The 26,725-nt window shown below is 44.5% G+C and carries 17 protein-coding genes; 9 read left to right on the top strand and 8 right to left on the bottom strand.

The window, feature by feature from the left end; all coding sequences use genetic code 11:
- Nucleotides 1-19 precede the first annotated feature (19 nt).
- The 6 genes from MusilaSJ_RS00635 to MusilaSJ_RS00610 all read right to left on the bottom strand — a co-directional run bounded on the left by MusilaSJ_RS00635 (nucleotide 20) and on the right by MusilaSJ_RS00610 (nucleotide 9,353).
- Nucleotides 20-3,175, bottom strand: coding sequence for an efflux RND transporter permease subunit (locus tag MusilaSJ_RS00635; protein WP_274988147.1), 3,156 nt, complete (start codon nucleotides 3,173-3,175; stop codon nucleotides 20-22).
- Between the two features lie 51 nt (nucleotides 3,176-3,226).
- Nucleotides 3,227-4,399: an efflux RND transporter periplasmic adaptor subunit gene (locus MusilaSJ_RS00630; protein WP_274988146.1), complete on the bottom strand. Its 1,173-nt coding sequence runs from the start codon at nucleotides 4,397-4,399 to the stop codon at nucleotides 3,227-3,229.
- A 102-nt stretch (nucleotides 4,400-4,501) separates the two neighbouring features.
- Nucleotides 4,502-5,089: a TetR/AcrR family transcriptional regulator gene (locus tag MusilaSJ_RS00625; protein WP_274988145.1), complete on the bottom strand. Its 588-nt coding sequence runs from the start codon at nucleotides 5,087-5,089 to the stop codon at nucleotides 4,502-4,504.
- A gap of 285 nt (nucleotides 5,090-5,374) precedes the next feature.
- Nucleotides 5,375-6,274, bottom strand: a complete 900-nt coding sequence (locus MusilaSJ_RS00620) for an AraC family transcriptional regulator (protein ID WP_274988144.1) — start codon at nucleotides 6,272-6,274, stop codon at nucleotides 5,375-5,377.
- A gap of 62 nt (nucleotides 6,275-6,336) precedes the next feature.
- Nucleotides 6,337-7,680: a deoxyguanosinetriphosphate triphosphohydrolase gene (locus MusilaSJ_RS00615; RefSeq protein ID WP_274988143.1), complete on the bottom strand. Its 1,344-nt coding sequence runs from the start codon at nucleotides 7,678-7,680 to the stop codon at nucleotides 6,337-6,339.
- 59 nt (nucleotides 7,681-7,739) lie between these two features.
- Complete coding sequence (locus tag MusilaSJ_RS00610) at nucleotides 7,740-9,353, bottom strand: Na+/H+ antiporter (RefSeq protein ID WP_274988142.1); 1,614 nt, start codon at nucleotides 9,351-9,353, stop codon at nucleotides 7,740-7,742.
- A 250-nt stretch (nucleotides 9,354-9,603) separates the two neighbouring features.
- On the opposite strand from MusilaSJ_RS00610, the gene MusilaSJ_RS00605 reads away from it, so the two are divergent.
- The 6 genes from MusilaSJ_RS00605 (at nucleotide 9,604) to MusilaSJ_RS00580 (ending at nucleotide 21,587) form a co-directional block, all read left to right on the top strand.
- Entirely contained in the window at nucleotides 9,604-10,005 is a 402-nt protein-coding gene (locus tag MusilaSJ_RS00605) for a hypothetical protein (protein WP_274988141.1), read from the top strand.
- 118 nt (nucleotides 10,006-10,123) lie between these two features.
- On the top strand, nucleotides 10,124-11,266 hold the full coding sequence (locus MusilaSJ_RS00600; RefSeq protein ID WP_274988140.1) for an efflux RND transporter periplasmic adaptor subunit: 1,143 nt from the start codon (nucleotides 10,124-10,126) through the stop codon (nucleotides 11,264-11,266).
- 76 nt (nucleotides 11,267-11,342) lie between these two features.
- Nucleotides 11,343-14,507, top strand: a complete 3,165-nt coding sequence (locus MusilaSJ_RS00595; RefSeq protein ID WP_274988139.1) for an efflux RND transporter permease subunit — start codon at nucleotides 11,343-11,345, stop codon at nucleotides 14,505-14,507.
- Nucleotides 14,508-14,519: 12 nt separating this feature from the next.
- On the top strand, nucleotides 14,520-15,965 hold the full coding sequence (locus MusilaSJ_RS00590) for a TolC family protein (protein WP_274988138.1): 1,446 nt from the start codon (nucleotides 14,520-14,522) through the stop codon (nucleotides 15,963-15,965).
- A gap of 883 nt (nucleotides 15,966-16,848) precedes the next feature.
- A complete protein-coding gene (locus MusilaSJ_RS00585) occupies nucleotides 16,849-19,707 on the top strand; it encodes a M16 family metallopeptidase (protein WP_274988137.1) in 2,859 nt (952 codons plus the stop codon).
- Between the two features lie 437 nt (nucleotides 19,708-20,144).
- The gene (locus MusilaSJ_RS00580) at nucleotides 20,145-21,587 is read left to right on the top strand and encodes a DNA/RNA non-specific endonuclease (protein WP_274988136.1); all 1,443 of its coding nucleotides are present in this window, start codon (nucleotides 20,145-20,147) and stop codon (nucleotides 21,585-21,587) included.
- 429 nt (nucleotides 21,588-22,016) lie between these two features.
- Here the strand turns inward: MusilaSJ_RS00580 and MusilaSJ_RS00575 are convergent, their stop codons facing one another.
- The gene (locus MusilaSJ_RS00575) at nucleotides 22,017-22,910 is read right to left on the bottom strand and encodes an SMP-30/gluconolactonase/LRE family protein (protein WP_274988135.1); all 894 of its coding nucleotides are present in this window, start codon (nucleotides 22,908-22,910) and stop codon (nucleotides 22,017-22,019) included.
- 214 nt (nucleotides 22,911-23,124) lie between these two features.
- Here MusilaSJ_RS00575 and lysS point away from each other — a divergent pair, with 214 nt between their 5' ends.
- The gene (gene lysS, locus MusilaSJ_RS00570) at nucleotides 23,125-24,846 is read left to right on the top strand and encodes a lysine--tRNA ligase (protein ID WP_274988134.1); all 1,722 of its coding nucleotides are present in this window, start codon (nucleotides 23,125-23,127) and stop codon (nucleotides 24,844-24,846) included.
- Nucleotides 24,847-25,080: 234 nt separating this feature from the next.
- A complete protein-coding gene (locus MusilaSJ_RS00565; RefSeq protein WP_090527160.1) occupies nucleotides 25,081-25,299 on the top strand; it encodes a hypothetical protein in 219 nt (72 codons plus the stop codon).
- Nucleotides 25,300-25,359: 60 nt separating this feature from the next.
- Here MusilaSJ_RS00565 and MusilaSJ_RS00560 read toward each other — a convergent pair whose 3' ends face one another.
- Nucleotides 25,360-25,908 carry a hypothetical protein gene (locus tag MusilaSJ_RS00560; RefSeq protein WP_091162705.1) on the bottom strand — a complete coding sequence of 183 codons (549 nt, stop codon included), beginning with the start codon at nucleotides 25,906-25,908 and terminating at the stop codon, nucleotides 25,360-25,362.
- Nucleotides 25,909-25,980: 72 nt separating this feature from the next.
- Here MusilaSJ_RS00560 and ung point away from each other — a divergent pair, with 72 nt between their 5' ends.
- Complete coding sequence (ung, locus tag MusilaSJ_RS00555) at nucleotides 25,981-26,658, top strand: uracil-DNA glycosylase (protein ID WP_090527151.1); 678 nt, start codon at nucleotides 25,981-25,983, stop codon at nucleotides 26,656-26,658.
- The last annotated feature ends 67 nt before the right edge of the window (nucleotides 26,659-26,725 follow it).

The following is a 26,725-nucleotide window of genomic DNA, read 5'->3' as shown; positions in this document are numbered from 1 at the left end:
TGTTCTTAAAATTTTGCGTTCAGGCTACCGTTTCGGTCTCAATCTCTATTTCTTTCCCGGCAGGTTTACCGCTTACGCGTTCCTGGAGCGACTGAAAGATGATGAACAGTACCGGGATCACAAACACACCGAATATGGTACCGATCAACATCCCGCCTACAGCGCCTGTACCTATTGAGCGGTTACCTTCGGCACCTGCTCCTGATGCAATCATTAGCGGGACTAAGCCCAGTATAAATGCGAAAGATGTCATCAAAATAGGCCTTAAACGGGCAACCGAGCCATCAATAGCGGCCTGCACAATGCTTTCGCCGTTTCGCCTGCGGGCTACTGCAAACTCAACTATCAGGATAGCGTTTTTGGCTAACAGACCGATGAGCATAATGAGGGTGATCTGCAAATAAATATTGTTTTGGATGCCGAAGATCCTGGCGAAAATGAACGCGCCGGCCAAACCTATAGGCAGTGACAGTAATACAGCAAATGGCAGGATATAGCTCTCGTACTGCGCACTTAATAAGAAGTATACAAACACTAAACACAGCAGGAAAATAAAAATAGTTTGGCTGCCGCTGGCAATCTCCTCGCGGGTAAGGCCCGAAAACTCGAACCCATAGCCGGCAGGCAATGTCTTTGCACCCACTTCCTGTATGGCTTTAATGGCATCGCCCGTGCTGAAGCCCGGTTTCGGAGCGCCGTTTACCGAAATAGAAGTAAACAGGTTAAAACGGTTAACTGATTCGGGGCCGTAAACCTTTTTCAGCGTAACAAACTCAGATATGGGTGCCATGGTATTATTGGCATTGCGCACATACATGTTGTTCAGGCTGCCGGTGGTACCCCTGTAAGCGGCATCTGCCTGGATCATTACCCGGTATTGCTTACCAAACTCATTAAAGTTGGAGGCATAAACACCGCCAAAATATCCCTGTAAAGCGCTTAATACCGAGTTTACAGTAATACCGGCATCCTTACATTTAGCCACGTTAACATCAACCAAAAACTGTGGAAAGTTGGTATTGAAAAACGTAGACGCATATTGAATTTCGGGACGCTGGTTTAATGCGCCCAGGAACTTGCCGTTTATTTCAGCAAATTTCACAATGTCACCGCCGGTTTTGTCCTGCACCTGGAACTCGAAACCGCTGCTGTTACCAAACCCTTGTAAAGTTGGCGGGGCAAAGAACAGGACGGTAGCACCTTTAATTCCGGCTGTCATGCCAAATAGCTTACCGATAACGGTGTTCACATCAGACCCTTTGGCCGTGCGTTTGTCCCAGGGTTTCAGCTTAACCATGATTAAGCCATATGAACCGCCCGCGCCGCTCAGTATACCCTGGCCGGCAACCCTGATAGTCGATTCCACTTCGGGCAGGGACCTTACTATACCTGATACTTTGTCGATAACCTCGGTAGTACGCTCCAATGACGCGGCAGGCGGCAATGAGATATCACCAATAATAAAACCCTGATCTTCATTAGGCACAAAGCCCGATGGCGTTGTTTTTAACAGGAACCAGAATATCAGCCCAAAAACCGCAATGCCGGCAATCGAGAGCCATTTTTTGGCCGCAAGAAAGCTTACAGATTTTTTGTACTTGCGGGTAATTGTATCAAAACTGGTATTAAAAGCGGTATAAAATCTTTGTAACAGGCCAGTTTTATGATGCTCGCCTTCGGGATGCGGTTTCAATAACAGCGCGCACAATGCAGGGCTTAATGTTAAAGCGTTTACTGCTGATATAAAAATCGCGACAGCAAGCGTTAAACCAAACTGTTTATAAAACACCCCGGTTGAACCGGTAATGAACGTTACCGGGATAAACACGGCAGCCATTACCAATGTGATAGATACTATAGCCCCGCTGATATCATTCATGGCGCTGATTGTAGCCGCTTTTGCCGATTTAGCCCCATGATCGAGCTTGGCGTGCACGGCCTCAACCACCACAATGGCATCATCCACCACTATGCCAATAGCCAGCACCATAGCAAACAGGGTGAGCAGGTTAATGGTAAAACCAAACAGTTGTAGAAAGAAAAAAGTACCCACAATAGCCACAGGCACCGCAATAGCCGGGATCAGCGTAGAACGGAAATCCTGAAGGAATACGAACACTACGATAAACACCAGTACAAATGCTTCAATCAGGGTGTGCACAACTTTTTCTATCGAGGCATCTAAAAAGTCATTAACACTAAAAAGGGAAGTATAGCTAATGCCCGCGGGGAACGTTTTCGACGCAGCCTCAATGGTCTGCTCGCAGTTTTTAATTAACTCATGCGCGTTTGAACCAGCGGTTTGATAAATGGCTATAGCTACTGCAGGTTTACCATTCATGGTAGTAGCATTGGCATAACTTTGCGCGCCAAGCTCAACCCTCGCTATATCTTTCAGGCGCAACAGCTGCCCCTTAGTTGATGAGCGGATCACAATGTTTTCAAACTCGGGCACACTGGTAAGCCTGCCTTTATATTTCAATACATACTGGAACGACTGGTTATCGTTCTCTCCTACTTTACCCGGCGCTGCTTCAATGTTCTGCTCGGCCAGGGCGCTGTTCACATCATCCGGTACAAGGCCGTAGGTGGCCATTACATCAGGCTTTAACCAAATACGCATGGAATAATCCTGTATGCCAAATGATGACGCGTCACCTACACCGCTGATACGCTTGATCTGCGGCAGCACGTTAATGTTGGCATAGTTTTGCAAAAATTTCTCGTCGTAGCTTTTATTATCGCTCGACAGGGAAAATACCATCACCATACTGCTTTGCCGTTTACTGGTGGTAACACCCGCCTTTGTAACTTCGGCCGGTAATAAACTGGTGGCTTTTGACACCCTGTTCTGCACGTTTACCGCCGCCAGGTCGGGGTCGGTACCTTGTTTAAAATAAACAGTGATAACAGCACTGCCGTCATTACTTGCAGTAGAGGTCATGTAAGTCATGTTCTCCACGCCGTTAATTTGCTCTTCGAGCGGTACGATAACACTTTTCATTACCACTTCGGCATTAGCGCCCTGGTATGACGCGGATACCTGCACTGTAGGCGGTGCTATATCGGGGTATTCTGATATGGGCAAGGTTGTAAGGCCCAGGACACCCAGTATGACTATAATTACCGATATTACGGTAGATAGTACTGGTCGTTCAATGAATGTACGTAACATATTGTTTATGTTGATGCCGGGTAAAAAGGAATCCGGCCGGTGTTGTGAAAATTATTTTAGATCTTTATATACCACGGCGTTTTCCTGTACTTCCGGTTTGATAACCATACCGTCTTTTAAACTGCCTGCGCCATCGGTAATAATGGTATCACCTGCCTTAAGGCCCTCGGTAACTACATAATATTGGCCTGTGGTGAGGTCCATAACGCTCACTTCGGTATTTTTAACCGCTCCTTTGCCGTCAACCACGTAAACAAAATGCTTTCCCTGCAGCTCATAAGCGGCCTTTTGAGGGATCAGCACGGCATCTTTTACAGTCTGGGGGATCTGTATAGTAGCACTTCCGCCGCTGCGGATCAGGCCAACAGGGTTAGGGAATGCTGCCCGGTAACTTGCCGATCCGGTTTCGGTATTAATTAAACCGCTGATGGTTTCCACTTTACCTTTTTCGGCATAGGTGCTGCCATCCGGCAATACCAGTGAAACAGGCGGCGTGTTGGCCAGCTTTTCATTCATGGTTTTTCCTTTTACCGTTCTCGAAAAATCAAGCAGCTGCTTTTCATTCAGCGCGAAGTAGGCATACACCTTACCGATATTAGATACTGTTGTTAATGGCTGCGCGGTTGAACCGGTGATGAGGCTACCTAATTTATAAGGAATGGCCCCTACCACGCCATCAACCGGGCTGGTTATTACCGTATAACCTAAATTAGTTTTGGCGTTTGCCAAACTGGCTTTTGCCTGGGCGAGGGTGGCCTTGCGGGCTTTTAATGTGTACTCGGCCGATTCAAGCTCATAATGGCTGATGATATCTTTTTCAACCAACGGCCTGGTTTTGTTAACCTGCAGTTGGGCAGCGCTTACATCAGCTTCGGCACTGGCTATGGCTGCCGTCGCGGTGTTTACGTCCTGGGCGTATTGCGGCGCGCTGAGCTTAAAAAGCAGCTGGCCCTTTTTTACAACGCTGCCCTCGTCAATGTAGATCTTATCTACATAACCATCAACTTTAGGACGGATCTCTATATTTTGCTGCCCCTGGAGCGTGGCAGGGTATTCGCTGTTCAGCGTGGCGTCATGTAAACTGATTTTAAAAACCGGGTAGCTTTGCGGTGGCTGGGGAGCTCCCGCAGCCATAGCACCACCCTGGTTTTGGCTGCCGCCGCATGACGACAATAGAATTAAGGCGGCCCCAAAGCCGGTTAACAGTTGAACTGTATTTTTCATAAATATTAACTTGTAGTTATTGGAGTGAATTGATATTGAAGACATTGTGATATATGTTAAATTATTTTGTTTGACGATTGCGTTAATCACCGGATAAATTTTTTACTTGAAAATCATTTTACAGATCATCTTCTTTCGTTCGTTAATGAGACAGGTATAACTTTCATTGCTCAGGTTGAAGGCCTTCTTATATATAGGCCCCATGATAAGCGGGTATGACATCAGCGAAAACAGGTTCAGCACAAAATGCATGGGGTTCATCCGTTCAATATTACCCGCTTCCATTTCGGCGCTGATCTGCTCCATGAACTTATTGATATGATGCGGCCAAGCCTCGTTTGTGTACTTACAGATGTTTGTATTAATCTCGGTGATCAGGAAGGTTTCCTGGTAGGGATAATCGTTTGCTTCGGTTAAAAACAATTCTATAAAGCTTTCAACCTTGCTTTTAAATGGCATGTCGGATGCCATAACGGCATCAAGACGGGTTGTTAGAGCAAGCATAGCTTCCTTAAACACCTGTTCAATTAAAACATCCTTAGTGCGGAAATAGTAATTTAATAAGGTGCGGCTTACACCGGCCGCGTCGGCAATATCCTGGGTATTGGCATGGAGTCGGCCCTCGGCAAAAAAAATGTGTTTAGCGGTGTCCTTAATTAATTGTTCGGCACCTGTGTCCCTTATCGGCATAAACAAACCTGGCGTTTAACCGGGCACACTATTACACCCGGCTGCATCAACAACTGATGACAGGGCAAAAGTGGCTCAATTATCGTTTTTGCAGAATGTTTAAAGGATGGCGCAATATGTCAAAAAGTCGTTTTTACTAAAAACATTGTAATAGAATGGTAATAATAATTACAGTGTTGCAACAATACTTTTAATTTGCGATTAAAATTACAACAGATAGTATATTACCGAATGCGGAGCAAGGAGAGCAGGCTGGGAAGAATCTCGAAGGGAGGCACATGCCCGTTAAGGCGTTTGACGGTACTTACTGGGACTGGTACCGCATTGTTTTTTGAAGAATTTGCTGAAAAAGAACTGATCGGCAAAATTGAGATAGGTAGCAATTTGAGCTATCGTTAATGCCGGATCGTTAAGCGCTACTTTAGCTTCCATGATCACAATCTCATCAATAAACTCGCCGGCGGTTTTGCCGGTTATTTCCTTTACAGTTTGCGAAAGATATTTAGGGGTGATATTCAGCATGGCAGCATAAGCCTGTACGCTTCTTTCCTCCTTAAAATGCTGCGGAAGGATTTTTAGAAAACGAAAAGTCAGTTCTTCCTTTCGTGTACCCTTTACCTCCCCAAATGCTTGTTGTTTTTGATATAAAGCACCTATCTCATAAATAAAACCCGTAAAAATGTTTAACAAAACTTCATCCTGGAATGCCAGATCATTACGGCCCTCTATTTTACTTTCAAGAATATTCAGGATTGATGTAAGTGTATCCTTTGATTCCTGATCGATAACCAACAAGGGGTTCACCTGCGACGATAAAAAATCAAATGCTTCTACATTTTTAGTGTGGATACTGGTAGCAGATAAATACGCCGAGGTAAATATTACAGAAGTGAGCCTGCAATCCGGCGAAACATTCTGAAACTGACGGACCGTATTAGGCGCTATCATCAGCATATTGTTCTTTTTTACCTTATACTCCAAAAGATTAGCATTGATTGAAAGCTCGCCTTCATGGACCAGCGTTAAAAAGAAATGATCTGACCGGAAGGGGTGCAGAATGGGGACCTCAACATCTTCGGGGTTAAACGACATCACATGCAGACCTTTATGCTGACTGGTAACACCAAGCGGAGCAAGCAATTGCTCCATGGTATGCATTTGTACAGGTCGGATCTCTTTCGGCATAGTAAGCAATAATAACTATTATTTGCACGAATTATTACACCTCGCAAAGCCATTCGTGTATATCAGCTCATCGACGGGAACGAAATCCCTTTGATTTTTCTAAACAATTCAACAGCATACAGATCGGTCATGCCCGAAACAAAGTCAAGAACGGTCTGGATCTTTGAATAATCGTCATTGGCTTTGGTTAAAAACTGTTTAGGGATCAGTTCGATCAGTTTCTCGTGGTATTTTGAATTATTCTTTAAATAAGCAGGGACAAACTCTTCCAATAAACCACCCATTACCTTATAACCGGCAACTTCCTTTTGTACTACCGAACTATAGTTGTAGATCTTTTTTACAGAAACCTTTTCGATCGCTTTCATGGCAGACCGGAGCGGTTCTTCAATCGCATCCATCAGTGCCGAATTAAAATCACCATTCATGATCTCTTCCTGTTTGCCATAAAACAGGTTTGAACATTGATTTACCAAGGTATTTATTGCTATTGCCCTCAAATAGCCAACTTTAGCATCAGTATCATCAAACTCTTCCAGTCGCTCTTCCATCCTGGGAATAGTACACAACGGCATCAACAATGTCTTCACCTCCTCATAAGAGAGTATTTTAAGGCGATGGGCATCTTCCAGATCAACGACATTGTAGCAAATATCGTCAGCTGCCTCAACAAGATATACTAATGGATGCCTTTTGTAAATAAGTTCATCTCCCTCTACCCTGATCAAACCCAAATCATTGGCTATCTTTTCAAAGTCATGTTGCTCGGAAGCGAAGAAACCATATTTCTTTCGGTAGATGATACCCTTTTTATGCCCGGCGAGAGATGAACACGGGTATTTTGCAATAGAAGCGATGGTAGAATAAGTTAATGCCAAACTCCCCCGGCCTTTACCTGCAAACGGATGCGTCAATAATCTCAAAGCATTGGCGTTACCCTCAAAATGAGTGAGATCTTCCCATTGCTGAGCTGTAACAGCATCCTTATAATCCTTACCCGCTCCTTCGGCAAAATAATGTGAAATGGCTGATTCGCCCGAATGGCCAAAGGCGGGATTACCCAAATCATGGGCTAAGCAGGCGGCAGCCACCATATTACCGATCTCACTGATCAGCGGATATTTCTTTTCTACATCAGGATCTTCTTTAAGCATCCTGTTAAAATGCATCCGCCCTAACGAGCGGCCCACACTGGCTACCTCCAAACTATGAGTAAGCCGGTTATGTACAAAAATGCTTCCGGGTAAAGGGAATACCTGGGTTTTGTTTTGTAACCTCCTGAAGGGTGATGAAAAAATGATCCGGTCGTAATCCCGCTGAAACTCCGATCGTGCATCGATATGGTTTGCAATATATTTATCCTCGTAACCCCAGCGTTTTGCCGATAACAGTTGATCCCAGTTCATTATAGTTTGATGTATATAGAGCGGCAAAAGTAGCCATTATGCATGAAAGAAATAATAATCTATACCACCTCAAAATGCTGCCTTAATTTCTCTTCTTCCAAATCAAGCAGATCCAATTGCTGCTTTACAATATCATCGCTGATGTTTTCTTTTTTATTCAGTGTAAGTAACAAGGCCCGCTGCTGATCCATCACATCGTTTAAAATCATGCGATAGTCATGATAAAAATTATCGGCGCGTTGTTCACTGCCATCTTTTTCCCAGTCTTTCAGCAGTTCCATGTCAGCACTCAGTCTTAACCTAAATGCTTTGATCATATCGTTACCGTCTAATCTGTCGGCATATTTATCTTCAAGTATTTGTAATGCCAGCTTAGATAACTTCTTCCTGACTAATTGCTTTTGCTGCTCGTGCGAACCTATATAATCACGATCGGGCATATTTACAAACTTCACCAATAAGGGCAACGTAAGGCCCTGAACCACCAGGGTAAACATGATCACTACAAAGGTGATAAACAAGATGAGGTTGCGTTGAGGGAAGGCGACGCCTGACGGTAAAAGTTCAGGGATACTCAAGGCTGCGGCAAGTGAAACCACACCCCGCATACCTGCCCAGCCTAACAATAATGGACCCTTCCAGCCCGGGCTCGGATCGGCTGTAGTGATGTAACGGCTAATGAATACGGTAAATACAGAGGCCCCAAAAGTACTGGCTAAACGGGCCACTATCAGCACACCGGTTATAATGAGGCTATAATTTATCGCCGGTTTCAGGCCTTCGGGCCCAAGCGCCTTGATAATTACCGGAAACTCTAACCCTATCAGGATAAACACAAACCCGTTTAAAACAAAAGCTACTGTTTCCCAAACATTAACTCCCTGTAACCGGCTGCGGTAACTTAATATCACGTGCCGTTGTGACGACAGGAACAAACCGCCGCTTACTACAGCCAACACTCCCGAAAAGTGAAACTCTTCGGCCGCCATATACATGGCATACGGTGTAATAAACGTAAGGATAATATCAATATTAGCTGTAGTTGGCAGCCAGCGGTGTATGGTATAAAAAACCAAACCTACTGCCAATCCTATAACGATACCCATTACAATCACCAGTACAAAACTTAGCGTGGCCTGTCCTAACGCGAATTTGCCGGTAACAACCGCGGCAAGCGCAAACCTGAATATCACTAAACTTGATGCATCGTTCAACAGGCTTTCACCCTCAACAATGGCAATAAACCGCTTGGGCACTTTTATATTTTTCAGGATAGTACTTGCCGACACCGCGTCGGGGGGTGAAATGATCCCTCCGAGCAAAAAACCCAGGGGCAGGGTAAAACCTGCTATCAGGCTGTTTGACACAACCGCGATTAAACATGAAGTTAAAATAACGATCAAGAATGCAAAGCTGGAGATCACCCTGCGCCATTTCCAGAAATCCTTCCAGGAAGTGTTCCACGCCGATTCATACAACAAAGGCGGCAGAAAAATAACAAAGATCAGATCGGGCTGTATTTCGATACCTTTCAGAAAAGGAACGAAACCAAGAGGTAAACCGACTAAAACCAATAGTATGGGATAAGCTATTTTGATTTTTTGCCCAAGCATTACCACAAAAAGGATAACTACTAACAGGCAGGCACATTGAATAATAACGTGATGCAGCATGTAGCTAAAATACAATTATTCGTTGAGTTAAGCTTGCAAGCTATATTATTAACCAGTATTAAGAAAACATGAACAAATAATCGTTTTTGCTGTTATGAAATCATTAAATAAAACTACCGAAGTAAAAATTGAGTTATAAAAAGATAAAATCCTAAAAAACAGCGACAAAAAATAAAAATAAAGTCATTTTATATCAAAAAAAATACAAACCTATTTCGATAGCTCCAAATATTTTAGTATTTTCGCAATCATGGCGCCGACGATAAAAAAAATATTCTTCGCATTATTTTTTTTCCAGCTTGCAATAGCTGTAGCCCCTGCTAACGCCGAATCAATTTTAACCCACTACAAAAAATCGGGCCCGGCTGCCGATTTAATTTCCCGTACCCATCAAAGGATCATCGGTCAAATTCAACAGCAGGAAGTTCAGGATGATTCACCCGATTCGGATACTAACGAAGCACACCATAACCGTACCATCATACGCTTTTTACCCAGCCGGGTAAATTATTCGTCAGCATTATTGCCTGGTCAGCAGGCCTTACTTGCAGATGTGATATCGATAGCCGAAAAGCGACAAAACCAGAATAAATCCATCAAAGGCTTTTTGCCTGCATATTACAATTTCCTTTTCAGGCTCAGCCCGTTCTGATCCACCTCCCGTTTCCGATGCCCTTTGCGGCAAATCCATGTTTTTACAAATCAAATTTTAACATTGGCTAACAGTACGTGATTAGCACTGCTATGCCTATAATCTATCCGGAAAAAAAATGAAAAGGATCATCATTTATATACCCCTGCTGGCCATGGCCGCCGGCATATTTGTCACGGGTTGCTCAACCAAAGCCAAAACCAATAACGAAGCTGTCGCTTCCGATACGCTTCAGTTACCTGTACTTACGTTAAATACGCAGGATACCGTTCTTCAAAAATCATACGTTGCCGATATCCAGGCACAAAAAAACATCGAGATCCGGTCGCGCGTTCGCGGCTTCCTCGAAAAAATATACATCGACGAAGGAAAGCAGGTTAAAAAAGGCCAGCTTTTATTTAAGCTTAACGACCAGGAATTTAAAGTAAACCTGTCAAAAGCTAAAGCCGCGTTAAGTAATGCCGTGGCCGCTGCCAAAGCAACCGAACTTGAGGTAGCAAGGGTTAAACTACTGGTTGACAAGAAAGTAATATCCAAGTCTGAACTGGAAGTTGCTGAATCAAAGATGAGTGCAGACCGCGCGACCATTGAAGAAGCACGCTCTATGGTGCAAAGCGCCGAAGACCAACTGGCTTATACTTACATTCATGCGCCGTTTGATGGCATCATAGACAGGATCCCGCTTAAATCGGGCAGTTTGATTGATGAAGGCACCTTGCTTACCAGCCTGTCGGATATCAGCTCCATGTACGCTTATTTCAGCTTCCCGGAAAATGAATACCTGCAATACATCCGCAAAAAGGAATCAGCTCCCGGCCAAACAAGTGATAAGGTTAAGCTGGTATTGGCAGACGGCCTGGACTTCCCCTACCAGGGCGAAATAGAAACGGTAGAGGCCGAAATTGAGCAAAAAACAGGCTCTATTAACTTCAGGGCAAAGTTCCCCAATCCGAACAGGTTATTGAGGCATGGTGCTACCGGTAAGCTTTTCATATCTACCAAAGCCAATAACGTAGTCATGGTGCCACAGCAGTCGGTATTTGATATCCAGGATAAAAGTTACGTATACATAGTTGATAAGGATAATAAACTGCACATGCAGGCTTTTTCGCCGCAAACCCGTTTTTCTACCTATTATATTGTGAAAGACGGCCTAAAAGCAGGCGACAGGATCTTGTATCAGGGAGCACAGAACGTGCGTGATGGCATGATCATTAAACCAAGGAAAATGGCAAAAGACTCATTGCTGGCAATGAAATAATTATTGCTGATGTTTCCTTTTTCCGGCCGCGTAAAACGCGCGGCACGGGTTTATTGTACACTTACCCTAACAAACTATGTTCGAAACTTTCATAAAGCGGCCAGTGCTGTCGCTTGTTATTTCATTGATAATTACCATGCTGGGTGTGCTGGCGCTGATAACGCTTCCCGTTACCCAGTTCCCGGATATTGTGCCGCCATCGGTAACTGTAACGGCCAACTATACCGGTGCCAATGCCGAGGTATGTGCCAAGGCTGTAGCAACTCCGTTGGAGCGTGCCATTAACGGCGTGCCGGGGATGACCTACATGTCGACAGTTTGCAGTAACGATGGCTTAACGGTGATCCAGATCTACTTTAACGTTGGGGTTGATCCCGACCAGGCCGCGGTTAACGTTCAAAACCGCGTAGCCACCATTATTGACGAAATGCCGGAAGAAGTGATCAAAGCCGGTGTTACTACAGAAAAAGAAGTAAACAGTATGCTGATGTACCTGAACATCATGAGCCAGGACACCAGCATGGACGAAAAATTCATTTATAACTTTACCGATATCAACGTTTTACAGGAGCTTAAACGAATTGATGGTGTAGGCCGTGCCGAGATCATGGGCGCCAAAGAATACTCCATGCGGGTATGGCTTAAGCCCGACAGGATGATGGCCTACAAGGTATCAACAGATGAGGTGATAGATGCCATCCGTGCCCAGAACGTGGAGGCCGCGCCGGGCAAAACCGGCCAAAGCTCAGATAAAACCCCGCAGATGCTGCAATATGTCTTGCGCTACCCGGGCAAATTCTTTGAGCCTAAACAATACGAAAACATTGTGATCCGCGCCGAGGAAGACGGCTCGGTATTAAGATTGAAAGAAATTGCTGATGTTGAATTCGGTTCCCTGACCTACAGTATGGTTTCCAATACTGATGGCAAGCCTTCGGCATCAATCATGATAAAACAACGTCCCGGCTCAAATGCACGCGAGGTGATCAATAACATTAAAACCCGCATGGCCGAGCTTAAAGAAAGCTCATTCCCTGCCGGGATGACCTTTAACGTAAACTATGATGTATCCCGTTTTTTGGATGCATCTATACATGAAGTATTACGTACGCTGGTTGAGGCTTTCGTATTGGTTTTCATTGTAGTATTCATTTTCCTGCAGGATTTCCGGTCTACACTGATCCCGGCTTTGGCTGTACCAGTAGCTCTCATCGGTTCACTGTTTTTTATGCAGATGCTGGGGTTCTCTATCAACCTGCTCACGCTCTTTGCATTGGTATTGGCCATAGGTATTGTGGTAGATAACGCGATAGTAGTAGTTGAAGCCGTGCACGTAAAAATGACCGAAAACCACATGAACGCCATGGATGCCACCATCAGCGCCATGCGCGAGATCAGCGGTGCTATTGTGGCCATTACATTGGTAATGTCGGCGGTGTTTGTTCCGGTGGCTTTTATGTCGGGGCCTGTTGGGGTGTTTTACCGGCAGTTTTCACTTACGCTGGCTATCTCTATTGTAATATCGGGCATTAACGCCTTAACACTTACTCCTGCCCTTTGTGCTATCATGTTAAAGCACAACCATGCGCCTAAAAAGAAAAACCTGATGCAGCGCTTTTTTGGTGGCTTTAATGATAAATACAACAGGTTACAGGGCAGGTATGCTACCTTCATGACCTACCTGTCACCACGCAAAGGTCTTACTTTGATATTACTGGCAGGTTTCTTCATCCTTACCTGGGGAACCAGCGCTATTTTGCCAACGGGCTTTATCCCAACCGAAGACCAGGGTATGCTTTACGTGAACGTAACCACCCCGGCAGGTGCTACAGTTGAGCGTACCGAACAGGTATTGAAAGAGATTGAAGCCAAAACCAAATCGATGAAATCTATCGAATCGGTTTCAACCCTTTCGGGCTATAGTTTAGTGAATGAGATTGCCGGCGCTTCATACGGTATGGCCATGATCAACCTTAAACCATGGGATGAGCGCAGCGAATCATTAGATGATATCATTGCTGATTTAACCGCAAAAACCAAGAATATCGGCGATGCTTCTATCCAGTTCTTCCCCCCGCCTACCGTACCGGGCTTTGGTAACGCCAGCGGTTTCGAGATAAGGGTACTTGATAAAAGCGGCCAGGGCGATTTGCAGAAAGCTGCCGATGTAACCAAAAACTTTGTAAATGCGCTTAACGCTTCGCCGGAGATTGCCGAGGCATTTACCAGCTTTGACCCTAACTTTCCACAGTACCTGATCTCTGTTGACCAGCAAACGGCCGCCCAGAAGGGCATTACGATTGATAAAGCCATGTCGACCCTGCAAACATTGATGGGGAGTTTCTATGCTTCCAATTTCATCAGATTCGGGCAGATGTATAAGGTGATGGTTCAGGCCTCGCCCGAGTACCGTTCGCGCCCCGAGGATGTTTTAAACCTGCAGGTTAAGAACGATAAAGGCGAAATGGTACCGTTCTCTACCTTCATTAAAATGGAGAAAGTATTTGGACCAGAACAGCTTACCCGTTACAATATGTATACATCGGCCATGGTTACAGGTGACGCCGATAAAGGCTTCAGCAGCGGCGATGCCATTAAAGCTATAGAACGTATTGCTGCCGAAAAATTGCCGAAAGGTTATGCCTTTGAATGGTCGGGCATGACGCGCGAGCAGATCCTGTCTGGTAACCAGGCTATTTATATTTTTGTGATCTGTTTGATCTTTGTTTACCTGTTACTGGCTGCCCAGTATGAAAGTTTCCTATTGCCGCTTCCGGTTATCCTTTCATTGCCTACAGGTATTTTCGGCGCGTTCTTCTTCCTAAAAATCACGGGGCTCGAAAACAACATTTATGCCCAGGTGGCACTGGTAATGCTTATCGGCTTGTTAGGTAAAAACGCCATCCTGATAGTTGAGTTCGCTATCCAGCGGCAAAAAGAAGGATTAAGCGTACTAAAAGCCGCTATTGAAGGTGCGGTATCCCGTTTACGCCCTATCCTCATGACATCACTGGCGTTCATAGCCGGTTTGATCCCGCTTTGTGTTGCCAGCGGTGCGGGCGCCATGGGTAACCGTTCTATTGGTACAGCCGCTGCCGGAGGGATGCTGATGGGAACTATTTTCGGCTTGATCCTCATTCCGGGCTTATACGTGATTTTTGCAGGTTTGGCCGAACGCAATAAAAAGCAAAAACCAGCCACAGAAGTAGCTCACCATGAGCTCGATATCGTTAATAATTAATCAAGATCTGCAATGCTAAAAAAAGCAATTTTCTATATACTCCATACGGCACTTTTGATGGTGATCATGGCCGGCTGCAAAAGCTATAAACCGGTCACGGGGCAGGAAGTGGCCGCTAATCTGCCGTCGTCATTCAATAACAGTACTGATACTGCAACAATTGCAGCCTTACCAATAGGCCAGTTTTTTGCCGATCAGAGGCTCGTTAACCTCATTGACACAGCCCTTAAAGCAAACCCCGATCTGTTAAGCGCCCTGCAACGGGTTGAGGCCGCGCGGGCCAATCTGCGGTTCAACGCCTCAAAGCTTTTACCTACCATAGACCTGGCCGCCAACGCCGGGGTTGAAAAATATGGTGATTATACCCAAAACGGCGTAGGTAATTACGACACTAATTTTTCAAACAACATTAACAGCGATCAGCATATCCCCAATCCTGTCCCCAACTATTTCCTGGGCTTTCAAAGCTCATGGGAGGTTGACCTGTGGGGCAAGCTAAACAACCATAAAAAGGCCGCCTTTGCCCGTTTCCTGGCCAGTCAAAGCGGATATCGCCTGGTAACAACAGCCCTCACTGCCCAAATTGCAGGGCTTTATTACCAATTGCTGGCATATGACACCGAATTAGGGATCATCAAAAAAAACATCAGGCTTCAGGAACATGCCTTAGAGATTGTTAAAATCCAAAAACTGGGCGGCCGCGCTACGGAATTGGCTGTGCAGCAATTTGAGGCGCAATTGGCCCGTACCAAAGGTTTGGAGTTTACCACCCGCCAGCAGATTACCGAAACCGAAAATCAGCTTCGCTTTTTAACAGGGAGTTATACCGGAACGGTAACACGGGATACTTCTATCATGAAAATTAAACTGCCAGTGGTACTTGGTACTGGTGTTCCGTCGCAAATGCTGTTAAACAGGCCGGATATCCGCTCTGCCGAACTGGAGCTTACCGCGATGAACGCGGACATTAAAGCGGCAAGGGCAAACTTTCTCCCAACTTTAACTTTAACTCCATATGTTGGCTATAACAGTTTCAGGACAAACTTGTTATTTGATCCGGCTTCATTTACTTATGGTATTTTAGGAGGCATCACCGCTCCTATCTTTAACCGCAAGGCCATCAAAGCCGAATACGAGCGAACTATAGCTGAGCAGAAAATAGCGGTGTACAATTATCAAAAAAGTATCCTTTCCGGTTTTCAGGAAGTGAAGAATAATTTGAGCGGAATAGAGAATTTTAACCGTGCTTTTGAATTTAAGCAACAGGAGCTGCAATCGCTAAACAATGCATTGTCTGTAGCTAACGATTTATACCTTGTTGGCCGGGCCAATTATTTGGAGATCATCACCGCGCAACGCAGCGTACTTGATGCCGAACTTGAGCTGGCCGGTATTAAGCGGGATATTTTCTTAAGCTCGGTTAATTTATACCAGGCTGTGGGCGGCGGCTGGAGATAGGCCATACAATAATTTTAATGAAATGGGTACTTGTTTGGGTACCCATTTTTTGTTATGTTGGTTTCTGAAGCTTTTAAAAGCCTGGGAATGTGCGATTCCTCTCTCGAGAAGGGTGTGGGGAGAGGTTTCACCATTTTGGTAAGTACGCAGCAGAAACACACCCCTGCCGTCGCTCTTTTCTTGCGCGCCAGCTTCTATGCCTACAAAATTATTTGTCGCATAATCAGCAAGGTGTGTTGTTTTGCCCCTCTGGGGCAAAGGATATTTCTATTTTCCATGCTACAAACCTTTTGCACCTCTGGTGCAACTTGTCTTTTTTTTAAATTAATGACATTGAGGTGCAGGGCTTGTTTCAGCATCTTTGCTAAACATGCAGCAGCCGTCCCTGCCGTCGCTCTTTTCTTGTGCCCCGCCTCTATTCCCACAAAATTGTTTGTTGTATAATCAGCAAGGTGTGTTGTTTTGCCCCTCTGAGGCAAAGGATATTTCTATTTTTCACGCTACAAACCTTTTGCACCTCTGGTGCACCTGTTTTTAAGCGCGTCTAAAGTAATACCAGTCTATTAAATTGTAAAAGTCCCCCAGAGGGGGAAAAGGTTTGTAGAATAGAATAGCATCCTACCCTTATCCGAACCCCAGAGGGGTTCAACTAAGCTGATTACTAAATTGGCAACAGCTATTTGACCATTATTTTGCGGGTTAACTTAAACTTTCAGGGAGGGAATTGAAAAATGCACGCCACCCACCCGTCACAAATTCGTTACACCAATCAAATTACATCGCAACAATATTAACCAGTAGTATAAATTGCTTAATATAGTGGTTCCGGTGTTTACCAAACGAAACACCGGTTGACTGACTAATACTTAAACAATTAACACAAATGATCAAACTTTTAAAGCACGCATTGATCACTCCATCAATTGCTGTACTGGCGTTTAACGCGGTTGCCCAAACCGCCGCGCAACCAAAGCTTATTGAAAAGGTTACCCGTAAGGGAACCGAGCTGGTGATCCCCTATGAAAAATATGTATTACCCAATGGCCTTACGGTTATTTTGGCCGAAGATCACTCCGATCCGCTGGTTCACGTGGATATCACCTATCACGTAGGTTCGGCGCGTGAGGAGATCGGTAAATCGGGTTTCGCTCACTTCTTTGAGCACATGATGTTCCAGGGATCAGATCATGTAGCCAATGGCGACCATTTTAAGATCATTACCGAAGCCGGCGGCACCCTAAACGGATCAACTAACCGCGACCGTACCAACTATTATGAAACCGTACCGGCTAATCAGCTGGAAAAAATGCTCTGGCTGGAGTCGGACAGGATGGGCTTCCTGCTCGATGCTGTCACCCAGCAAAAATTTGAGGTGCAGCGCGCAACCGTAAAAAACGAACGCGGGCAAAACTACGATAACCGCCCGTACGGTTTAGTTAGCCAGTATGCATCAAAAACACTTTATCCATACGGCCACCCTTATTCATGGCTTACCATTGGCTATATCGAGGAGCTGAATAAAGTAGGAGTAAACGATCTTAAAAACTTTTTCCTGAGATGGTACGGCCCTAATAATGCCACGCTAACCATTGGCGGCGATCTTAACCCAAAACAAACCTTAGCCTGGGTGAGCAAATATTTCGGCGGGATCCCAAGAGGGCCAGTGGTAAAGAATATGTCTTTACCTGCACCTGTGTTAAAAGCCGACAGGTATGTATCCTACACAGATAATTACGCCAAGTTCCCCTTGTTGTCTGTAAGCTATCCGGGCGTTAAGATCTATGATAAGGACATGTCGCCTCTTGATGCTTTGTCGGCTATCATCGGACAGGGCCGCAATTCTATATTTTACAAAAACTTTGTAAAAACCCGTAAAGCGGCACAGGCCACCATGAGTTCATCCAATACCGAACTGGCCGGTGAGATCAGCATGCGGGTTATACCTTTCCCTGGTCAAACGCTGGCTGATGCCAAAAAACTGGTCGATGAGTCATTAGCCGAGTTTGAGAAAAAAGGTGTAAGTGACGATGACCTGGCCCGCTTTAAAGCCACTGCCGAAGCCGATTATATCAACAGCTTATCGAGCGTAAGCGGTAAGGTATCTGAACTGGCGCAGGCGCAAACCTTTACCGGTAACCCTAACCAAATTGGCCGCGAACTTGCTGCTATCCGCGCGGTTACCAAAGAGGATGTGATGCGCGTTTATAACCAGTACATTAAAGGGAAACCAGCTGTAATATTAAGCGTATTGCCTAAGGGCGGTAACCTGCAGCCTGTAGCACCCGATAATTTTACTGTTGATACCACAGGTTACAAAGCACCGGATTATGGCTATAATGGTTTAACCTATCACAAGCCTAAAGATAGTTTTGATCGTGCCGCAAAACCGGGCGTTGGCCCTAACCCGGCCATTAAAGTTCCGGCTATATGGTCGGCCAATACACCAAATGGCATCAATATCATCGGTACTCAAAATAACGAGATCCCATCGGTATCTATGTCGATCTCTATTAAAGGCGGTGGTTTGTTTGCCATCAACAACCCATCAAAAGCAGGCCTGGCAGGTATTGTTGGCCGCATGATGAATGAAGAAACGCAGAAATACACTGCCGAAGATTTCAACTCCGAACTGGATAAACTGGGCAGCAGTATCACTTTTTATGCCAGTTTAGATCAGATTGATGCTGAGGTATCGTCGCTTACCAAAAACCTGGGCAAGACAATGTCCCTGCTCGAAGAAAGGTTATATCACCCTAAATTCACCCAGGATGCGCTCGACAGAATCAAGAAGCAAACTTTGGAAGGCTTTAAACAAGCTAAAACCCAACCTGCAGGCGTAGCCAGCACAGTTTACAGCAAAATCCTTTATGGTACCGATAACGTACGCACTTACGCTGCAGGCGGTAATGAAGAAACTGTTGCGGGTATAACGTTGCAGGATGTTCAGGACTATTACGATAAAAACTTTTCACCATCGTTAACCAAAATTGTTGTGGTAGGCGATGTTAGCGAGGCATCTGCAAAAAGCGCGCTCGCTTTCCTCAATACCTGGAAGGATAAAAAGGTGACCATCCCGGCTCCTGCTGAGGGTAAAACATTTGATAAAACCACTTTATACCTGGTTGATATCCCGGGCGCGGCACAATCTGAGATCCGTATCGGGTATTTGGATAAACTAAACTATGATCCAACTGGCGATTATTATAAGTTGAACATTGCCAACTACATTTTAGGCGGCGCATTCAACAGTCACATCAATCTTAACCTGCGTGAGAAAAAAGGCTGGACATATGGTGCCCGTTCATCTTTCAGTTCGGGTAGATATGGTGGCGACTTCACCGCCGCGGCCGGCGTATTGGCTACGGCTACCGATAGCTCGGTGGTTGAGTTTATGAAGGAGATCACCAATTATCAAAAAACAGGGATTACACCCGAAGAATTGAAGTTCACCCAAACTTCTATCGGCCAGAGTGATGCCCGCCGTTATGAAACCAACGCGCAAAAGGCGGCGTTTTTATCACGCATCCAGGAGTACGGCCTTAAACCTACTTTTGTTGATGAGCAAAACAAGATCTTATCAACCATAACTCCTGCCGAGATCAATGGGCTTGCTTCAAAATACCTCAATCCTGATAACATGATCATCCTGGTTGTTGGGGATAAGGCAAGGATCTATCCGGGCCTGCAAAAACTGGGCTACCCGATTGTTGAACTTGACGCTGATGGCAAGCCAAAACAATAAGTTAACATAACAACAGGCGGATAAATCCCTTATACCTTAACCGGCATAAGGGATTTTTATTTTAAAAATCAATCCTTTACAATCAAGCACCAACCCGGCAGGTGTTGTTTATACCACTGCTTTGCAACTGAAAAGTTACTATTCAAAACCTATTTACTAACATTGATTTAACCTAAATTAAATACATAAAGTTCAATTTTGAACGGTGATATGGTGCTTATGGCAACTGCCAAAGCCGGTGACGGTAATATTTAAGTTTTAATTATTAGTGTGCAAGCACTGCACCGGCCTTGTAAAGGCACAATAATATCCAACAGAAGCGTGTGAATGCGTATTCCTGTTTCTTTTAATTCTCCCTAAATCTTTCCGGTTTTAAAATTTGCACAGCGTAAACGCATTTGCTGTGCATTGTATTTATCTATCATAAAAAACACACTATGAAAATTAACAACCTACTTATCGGCCTGGGCTTAGCTTTAACCTTTGCCGGATGTTCCAAAGACCTTAAAAACTCGCCTACTCCGCCAAAAACCGGCGATACCACAGTAAACCCTCCTGCGCCGGTTCCTTATTCCATTACCGAAGGTTTTGAACAGGGAAGTAAAACCGCCTACGCGGCAGCCGATGTAACCCTAAGCACCGGAAGCTGGAATTTTAGCGATGCGCTGATAGGTAACCTCGCTGCCGACCTTAAGGATGGCAGTAAATCTGTAAGGCTCCGTACCGGGGATATCGCCATGAATTTTGATATCAAAGGTCTTACTACGTTATACATTAAACACGGTAAATATGGCAGCGATGCCACATCGACCTGGCAGTTGCTAATGTCGACCGACGGCGGGGCGAATTACACGCAGGTAGGTACCGATATTACTGAAACCAATACCACACTGGTAACCGACTCATTTAAAGTGAGCGTCACAGGTAAAGTTAGGTTTGAGATCAAAAAAGCAGGCACAACCCGCATCAATATTGATGATATTACCTTTAAGGGTACCGGGGATCCGGGCATCACCGTTGGCATACCTGATACCGGCGGCAGCGATACTACCGGCACATCAAATTCTGCAACACCAAGGAACGTTACCGCCGGGGCTGATGCGCCACCTGCAAGCGGCGATAACAGCAACCTGCTTTTCGGTAACCCCTCAAATGCACTTTCAACACTGGCCTCAATGGATAACTACCTGATAGACCAGAAGTATTATGTAGAATCATACAACGCTACCAAAGGCGAGCCAAACTGGGTAAGCTGGCACCTTGACGCGACCAATACCACTAATGCGACTGGTCGTTTGGATAATTTTGCAGGTTGGAGCGGGATTCCTGCTGGTTGGTACCAGGTAGAAAGCAACAGCTATTCGGGCAGCGGGTTCGACAGGGGGCATAACTGTCCCTCGGCCGATCGCACCAGTTCAGCCAACGCTAATTCCTCAACCTTCCTGATGACCAATATGATACCGCAGGCCCCGCAAAATAACCAGCAAACCTGGGCCAATCTTGAAAATTACCTGCGCGAACAAGTGGCAGCCGGCAACGAAGTTTATATCATTATGGGGAGTTACGGTACAGGTGGAACAGGTTCAAACGGGACTGCCAATACGATCAATAATGGCCACGTAAATGTACCAAGTAACGTTTGGAAAGTAGCCCTGATCATCCCCAAAGGTGACGGCGACGTTGCAAGGGTTACCGCTTCAACCAGGGTTATCGCGGTAAATACCCCTAATGTTAACACCATCAACTCCGACTGGACCAAGTACATAACAACTATCAAAGATATTGAAACAGCAACAGGTTATACCCTGCTCTCAAACTTGCCAACTGCGGTTAGGACAGCGCTTGAAGTTAAAGTAGATACCGGAGCTTCGGGAACATAAAACTTAGATAATTTATAAAATCAAAAGCCGGGATACCCGGCTTTTTTGTTGGTGTTTTTTGGTGTTCAATTTTTGAAAAAGGGGTGTTCAACTTTCGGAGGCTTAATATTATAACACATTGATTATCAACACTAAGATGTTCAAATTCCGCTATTGGACATTTCTTGATACTTATAACACATTGATTATCAGCTGTTAAAATTTAGACAAAAACAACAAGTGTTCACACTTTAAAAAATTGAACACCTAATGTTTGTCTTGCTAAATATTTAAATCCTGTGAACTCCAAAGGTGAAATAACAAAAGAGGCCTGTCAGTCTGAGCTTGTCGAAGACTCGCGCGCAGAGGCCCCGCCCACCATGCTTCGACAAGCTCAGCATGACCCTTACTTTATTTTGTCATGGGTATACTGATAGTATAGTGAGCGGATCAATCCACTCCTTTTACATTCATTTTAAAGGTGTAAACTGCCTTTGATGCGGTTATAAATAATACATCTTTGTTTTTTCCGCCAAAACAGATGTTGGCAGTCCACGGTTCATCGATATCTATGTGGCCAATCTTTTCGCCTTTGGGGTTAACGATGGTAACGCCTTTGCCGCACATATAAATATTGCCATGTTCGTCAATCGTCATGCCATCGCAGCCCATAGCTATAAACAGGGTACGGTTAGATAATGTACCATCTTTATTGATATCGTAACGATAGGTTTTGTTATCGCCGATATCGGCTACATACAAAGTCTTACCATCCGGTGTACCGATTATGCCATTGGGGCGTACAAACTTATCATCGACCATAACAGCCGATGCCTTGCCTTTGGCCAGGAAATATAATTTTTGGCCATCAAGGTCGGGCTGTTTACGGGTCCAGTAGTCACGTTGATAATAAGGATCGGTTATATAGATGCCCCCGTCCGGGCGTACCCAAACATCATTAGGGCCGTTAAACTTATGTCCCTGGTAATCCTTCAGCAAAACGGTAACCTTTCCTTTGGGGCTGATAGACCAAAGCTGATCATTGGCATCGGCACAGCTAATGAGGTTGCCTTTCTTATCAAAATACATCCCGTTTGAGCGGCCCGCGCTATCCAGGAAAACAGAAAGCTTGCCATCGGTATCATACTTCCAGATCTTGTTGTTTGGCTGATCCGTAAAAAACACATTGCCTTTTTTGTCGACAGCGGGTCCTTCCGTAAAGGAGAATTGTTTGGCAACCAGTTGGGGTTTGGTATTGGGGTCGTACAAATTGGCATCGGTTTGTGCAAACACTTTAACAGAGAACGCCGATATCAATAAAATGAGGGCAGAGACTTTTTTCATGGTTTACGGAATGTTATAATGGTTTTGCTAAAGTAATATGTTTTTGAGACCGATTATTTTAAAGGGGTAAAATATTTGATACAAGTGGTGGTTTTGTAGGATTGAAGAATAAACCCACCCGACTGCGCTTACCAATCACATTTTTGATTGGTGTGATAGCGTGATAACTTAAAAAACCTTACTTTTGCACCTTTATTAAAATACCGTTCATCACATGAGTATTGCATTATCCGAACAGGAGATCATTCGCCGCAAATCTTTACAGGAGCTACGTGCACTGGGTATTAACCCATACCCTGCCGAAGCTTTTAATGTTAACGCCTGGGCACAGGATATAGCCGATAATTTTAAGGATAAACCCGAGGCCTACCAGGATGTTGTAATTGCGGGCAGGATCATGACCCGCCGTATCATGGGCAGTGCTTCATTTGCCGAACTGCAGGATTCAACCGGCCGTGTGCAGATCTATATAAAACGCGATGATGTTTGCCCTGGTGAGGACAAAACATTATATAACACCGTATTTAAAAAACTGCTGGACATTGGCGACTACATTGGCGTAAAAGGCTATGTGTTCCTTACTCAAACAGGCGAGATCTCGGTTCACGTACGTGAGCTGGTGGTGCTTTCAAAATCTCTGAAACCGCTACCGGTTGTTAAACGCGAAGAAGACGGAACTATCCATGATGGTTTTACCGACCCTGAACTGCGTTATCGTCAGCGTTATGTGGATTTAACGGTTAACCCCGATTATAAACAGATTTTCATCAACCGCTCAAAAGTGATCAGCGCTATGCGCAGTTACTTTAACACCCAGGGATGGATGGAAGTGGAAACTCCAATCCTGCAGCCTGTGCATGGTGGTGCAGCGGCCCGTCCGTTTGCTACACACCATAACACGCTTGATATGCCCTTGTTTTTACGTATCGCCAACGAGCTTTACTTAAAAAGGCTTATCGTTGCCGGCTTTGACGGTGTTTATGAGTTTGGCAAAATGTTCCGCAATGAGGGCATGGACCGCACCCACAACCCGGAGTTTACCGCCATGGAAATTTATGTAGCCTATAAAGACTATATATGGATGATGGCCATGGTTGAGGAATGTCTGGAAACTGTTGCCAAAGCAGTTCACGGAATCCCGGTTGTACAGGTTGGCAGCAATGAAATTAACTTTGCAGGTCCGTACGAAAAATTATCGATGTATGACTCGATCCTGAAATACACCGGTATTGACGTATCTGCAATGGACGAAGCAGGCTTACGCGAGGTTTGCGAAGAACTAAAAATAGAAGTAAACCCAAGCATGGGCAAAGGCAAACTGATCGACGAGATTTTCAGCGCTAAAGTTGAGCATCACCTGATCCAGCCTACTTATATTACCGACTACCCTATCGAAATGACCCCGCTTGCCAAAAAGCACCGTACTAAAGAAGGTTTGGTTGAGCGTTTTGAGTTATTCGTAAATGGTAAAGAGATAGCAAATGCTTACTCGGAGCTGAATGACCCTATCGACCAGCGTGAGCGTTTGGAAGAGCAGCTGATCCTGGCCGGTCGCGGTGATGACGAAGCTATGGCCATGGATGACGATTTTTTACGCGCGCTTGAATATGGTATGCCGCCAACATCTGGTTTAGGTATCGGTATCGACAGGCTGGTAATGCTGATGACCAATCAAAGCACCATCCAGGAAGTATTGTTCTTCCCGCAAATGCGCCCGGAGAAAAAAGCTAAAGTAGCTACCGCCGATGATTTTATAAATATTGGCGTACGAGCCGAATGGGTACCGGTATTGAATAAAATGGGCTTTAATACCGTTGAAGAATTAAAAGCAGCTAACCCCAACAAGGTATTTAATGATCTTGGCGGGATGCGTAAAAAACTAAAACTCGATATTACCATGCCAACCAAAGAAGAGGTAATGGCTTGGTTTGAATAATTGAACCTTGATTTGTAGGATTTTAGGATTACCCTGATATTTAATAATGGCCTGCTTCGTGCAGGCCATTTTAGTTTATAATCAATCGTAAAATCTTTCAATCAAGAAAATCAACGCAATCAGCGTAATCCCTCCATTCAGCGGTTATAATTTCTTAACAAAAGCTTAAAAAAAATAATACTTTCATTTAAAAAGAGTTAGCTACTATTGTAATAAACATATATTACAAATATCATGACCAACTCAATATTAGAGATCACCGAAAACGAATACCTGATCAAACTTAACAGGAGCAATTTCAACCTGTCGTTCATCAGGAGTTTATTGAAGCTTGTTGAAGTGGCCAACCCGTCTGAAGAATCTGAATATTCATCATACACAGACAGCTACGTTCAGCCTTATCAAAACCATTCAGCAACGCCTGATTATTTCAGCGCCATTGAAGAAAAATAAAAGGGACGCGGTTTTCGCGTCCCTTTTATTTTTTATTCCTTTTTTCTATTTGTTCTTTTTTTAGAACTGACGATATCCCCCTCTTACTACTTGCTTATCCATTTGGGCTAATTGGCCTTTCATCATCTTAATCTGTTCGGTAAGCAATTTGTTCTTATCATCTTTTGAAGCTTCTGACAAATACATTTGCGCCTCGCGCTTGTTGCGCTTCGCCATTGAAATACCGGCCAGGCTCAATTTCGCCAAAGCTATATTGTGCGACATTTTCATACCCAGCGACAGAGCTTTCTTAAAGTATTTCTCTGATTTCATTGGCGCCTTGCGTGATTCGATTAAACCGATCAGCAAGTTGTAGTAACCGTGCTGGTTTTTGTGCAGCTGTTTTTCGTAATCGGTAATTTTCAACAACCATACTTCTGACTTTTCAGAATTTTCCTTACGCAAAAAATACTGGGCGATGATCATATTCTCGTTAAAGAAGAAGCTAAGCAGTATAATACCGCCCATTAACAGAACAAAAATCCCCCATCCCCAAAAACCGAATGCACATAGCGCAACCGCCGCACCCATCACTACACAAGCAATAACTAACCGAACAATATTTGACATAATTTTGTGATACTAATATTAGCGCAAATATCTGTTTATTTGTACGCTTAATCAACTTCTATATAAATATTTATGGCGATTGCATTACCACCATCATGGCTTGAGGTTTTACAGCAGGAATTTGACAAACCTTACATGATAAAACTTAAACAATTTTTAAAAGAAGAGCAGCAATCAGGGCAAGTTGTTTATCCTAAAAACGGCGAAATCTTCAACGCTTTCAATACTACACCTTTTGATGATGTCAAAGTAGTTATATTAGGACAGGACCCTTATCATGGTGCTCACCAGGCCCATGGTCTTTCCTTTTCAGTACAAAAGGGCATTGCTATTCCCCGATCATTGATAAACATTTACAAAGAGCTGCAAAACGATATTCCCGGATTTAAAATCCCCGCACATGGCAACCTCGAAGAATGGGCTAAACAAGGAGTGTTGTTACTGAACGCTACACTAACCGTTAGGGCGGGCAATGCAGGCTCGCATCAAAAAAGAGGTTGGGAAGAATTTACTGATGAGGTAATCAAAACCATTTCCGATAAAAAAGAAGGCATCGTGTTTATACTATGGGGAGCCTTTGCCCAATCAAAAGCTGTTTTGATTGATGAGAAGAAACATTTTATTATTCGCTCTCCGCACCCCTCGCCTTTCTCAGCCGACCGGGGTTTTTTTGGCAGCAAACCATTTTCAAAAACTAATGAGATATTGAAGAAAGAGGGGAAAAAAGAGATTGACTGGCAAATACATTGAGCGAGAGACAAGACGCCAAGAGTCAAGAAACAAGATTTAAAAAGTCTGAAAATAAAAAGAGTCAAGA

Origin of the sequence: Mucilaginibacter sp. SJ (assembly GCF_028993635.1) — a bacterium.
In the GTDB taxonomy this organism is placed as follows: Bacteria; Bacteroidota; Bacteroidia; order Sphingobacteriales; family Sphingobacteriaceae; genus Mucilaginibacter.
Note: the sequence above shows the minus strand (reverse complement) of the source record. Positions and strands in the feature narration are given on the sequence as shown.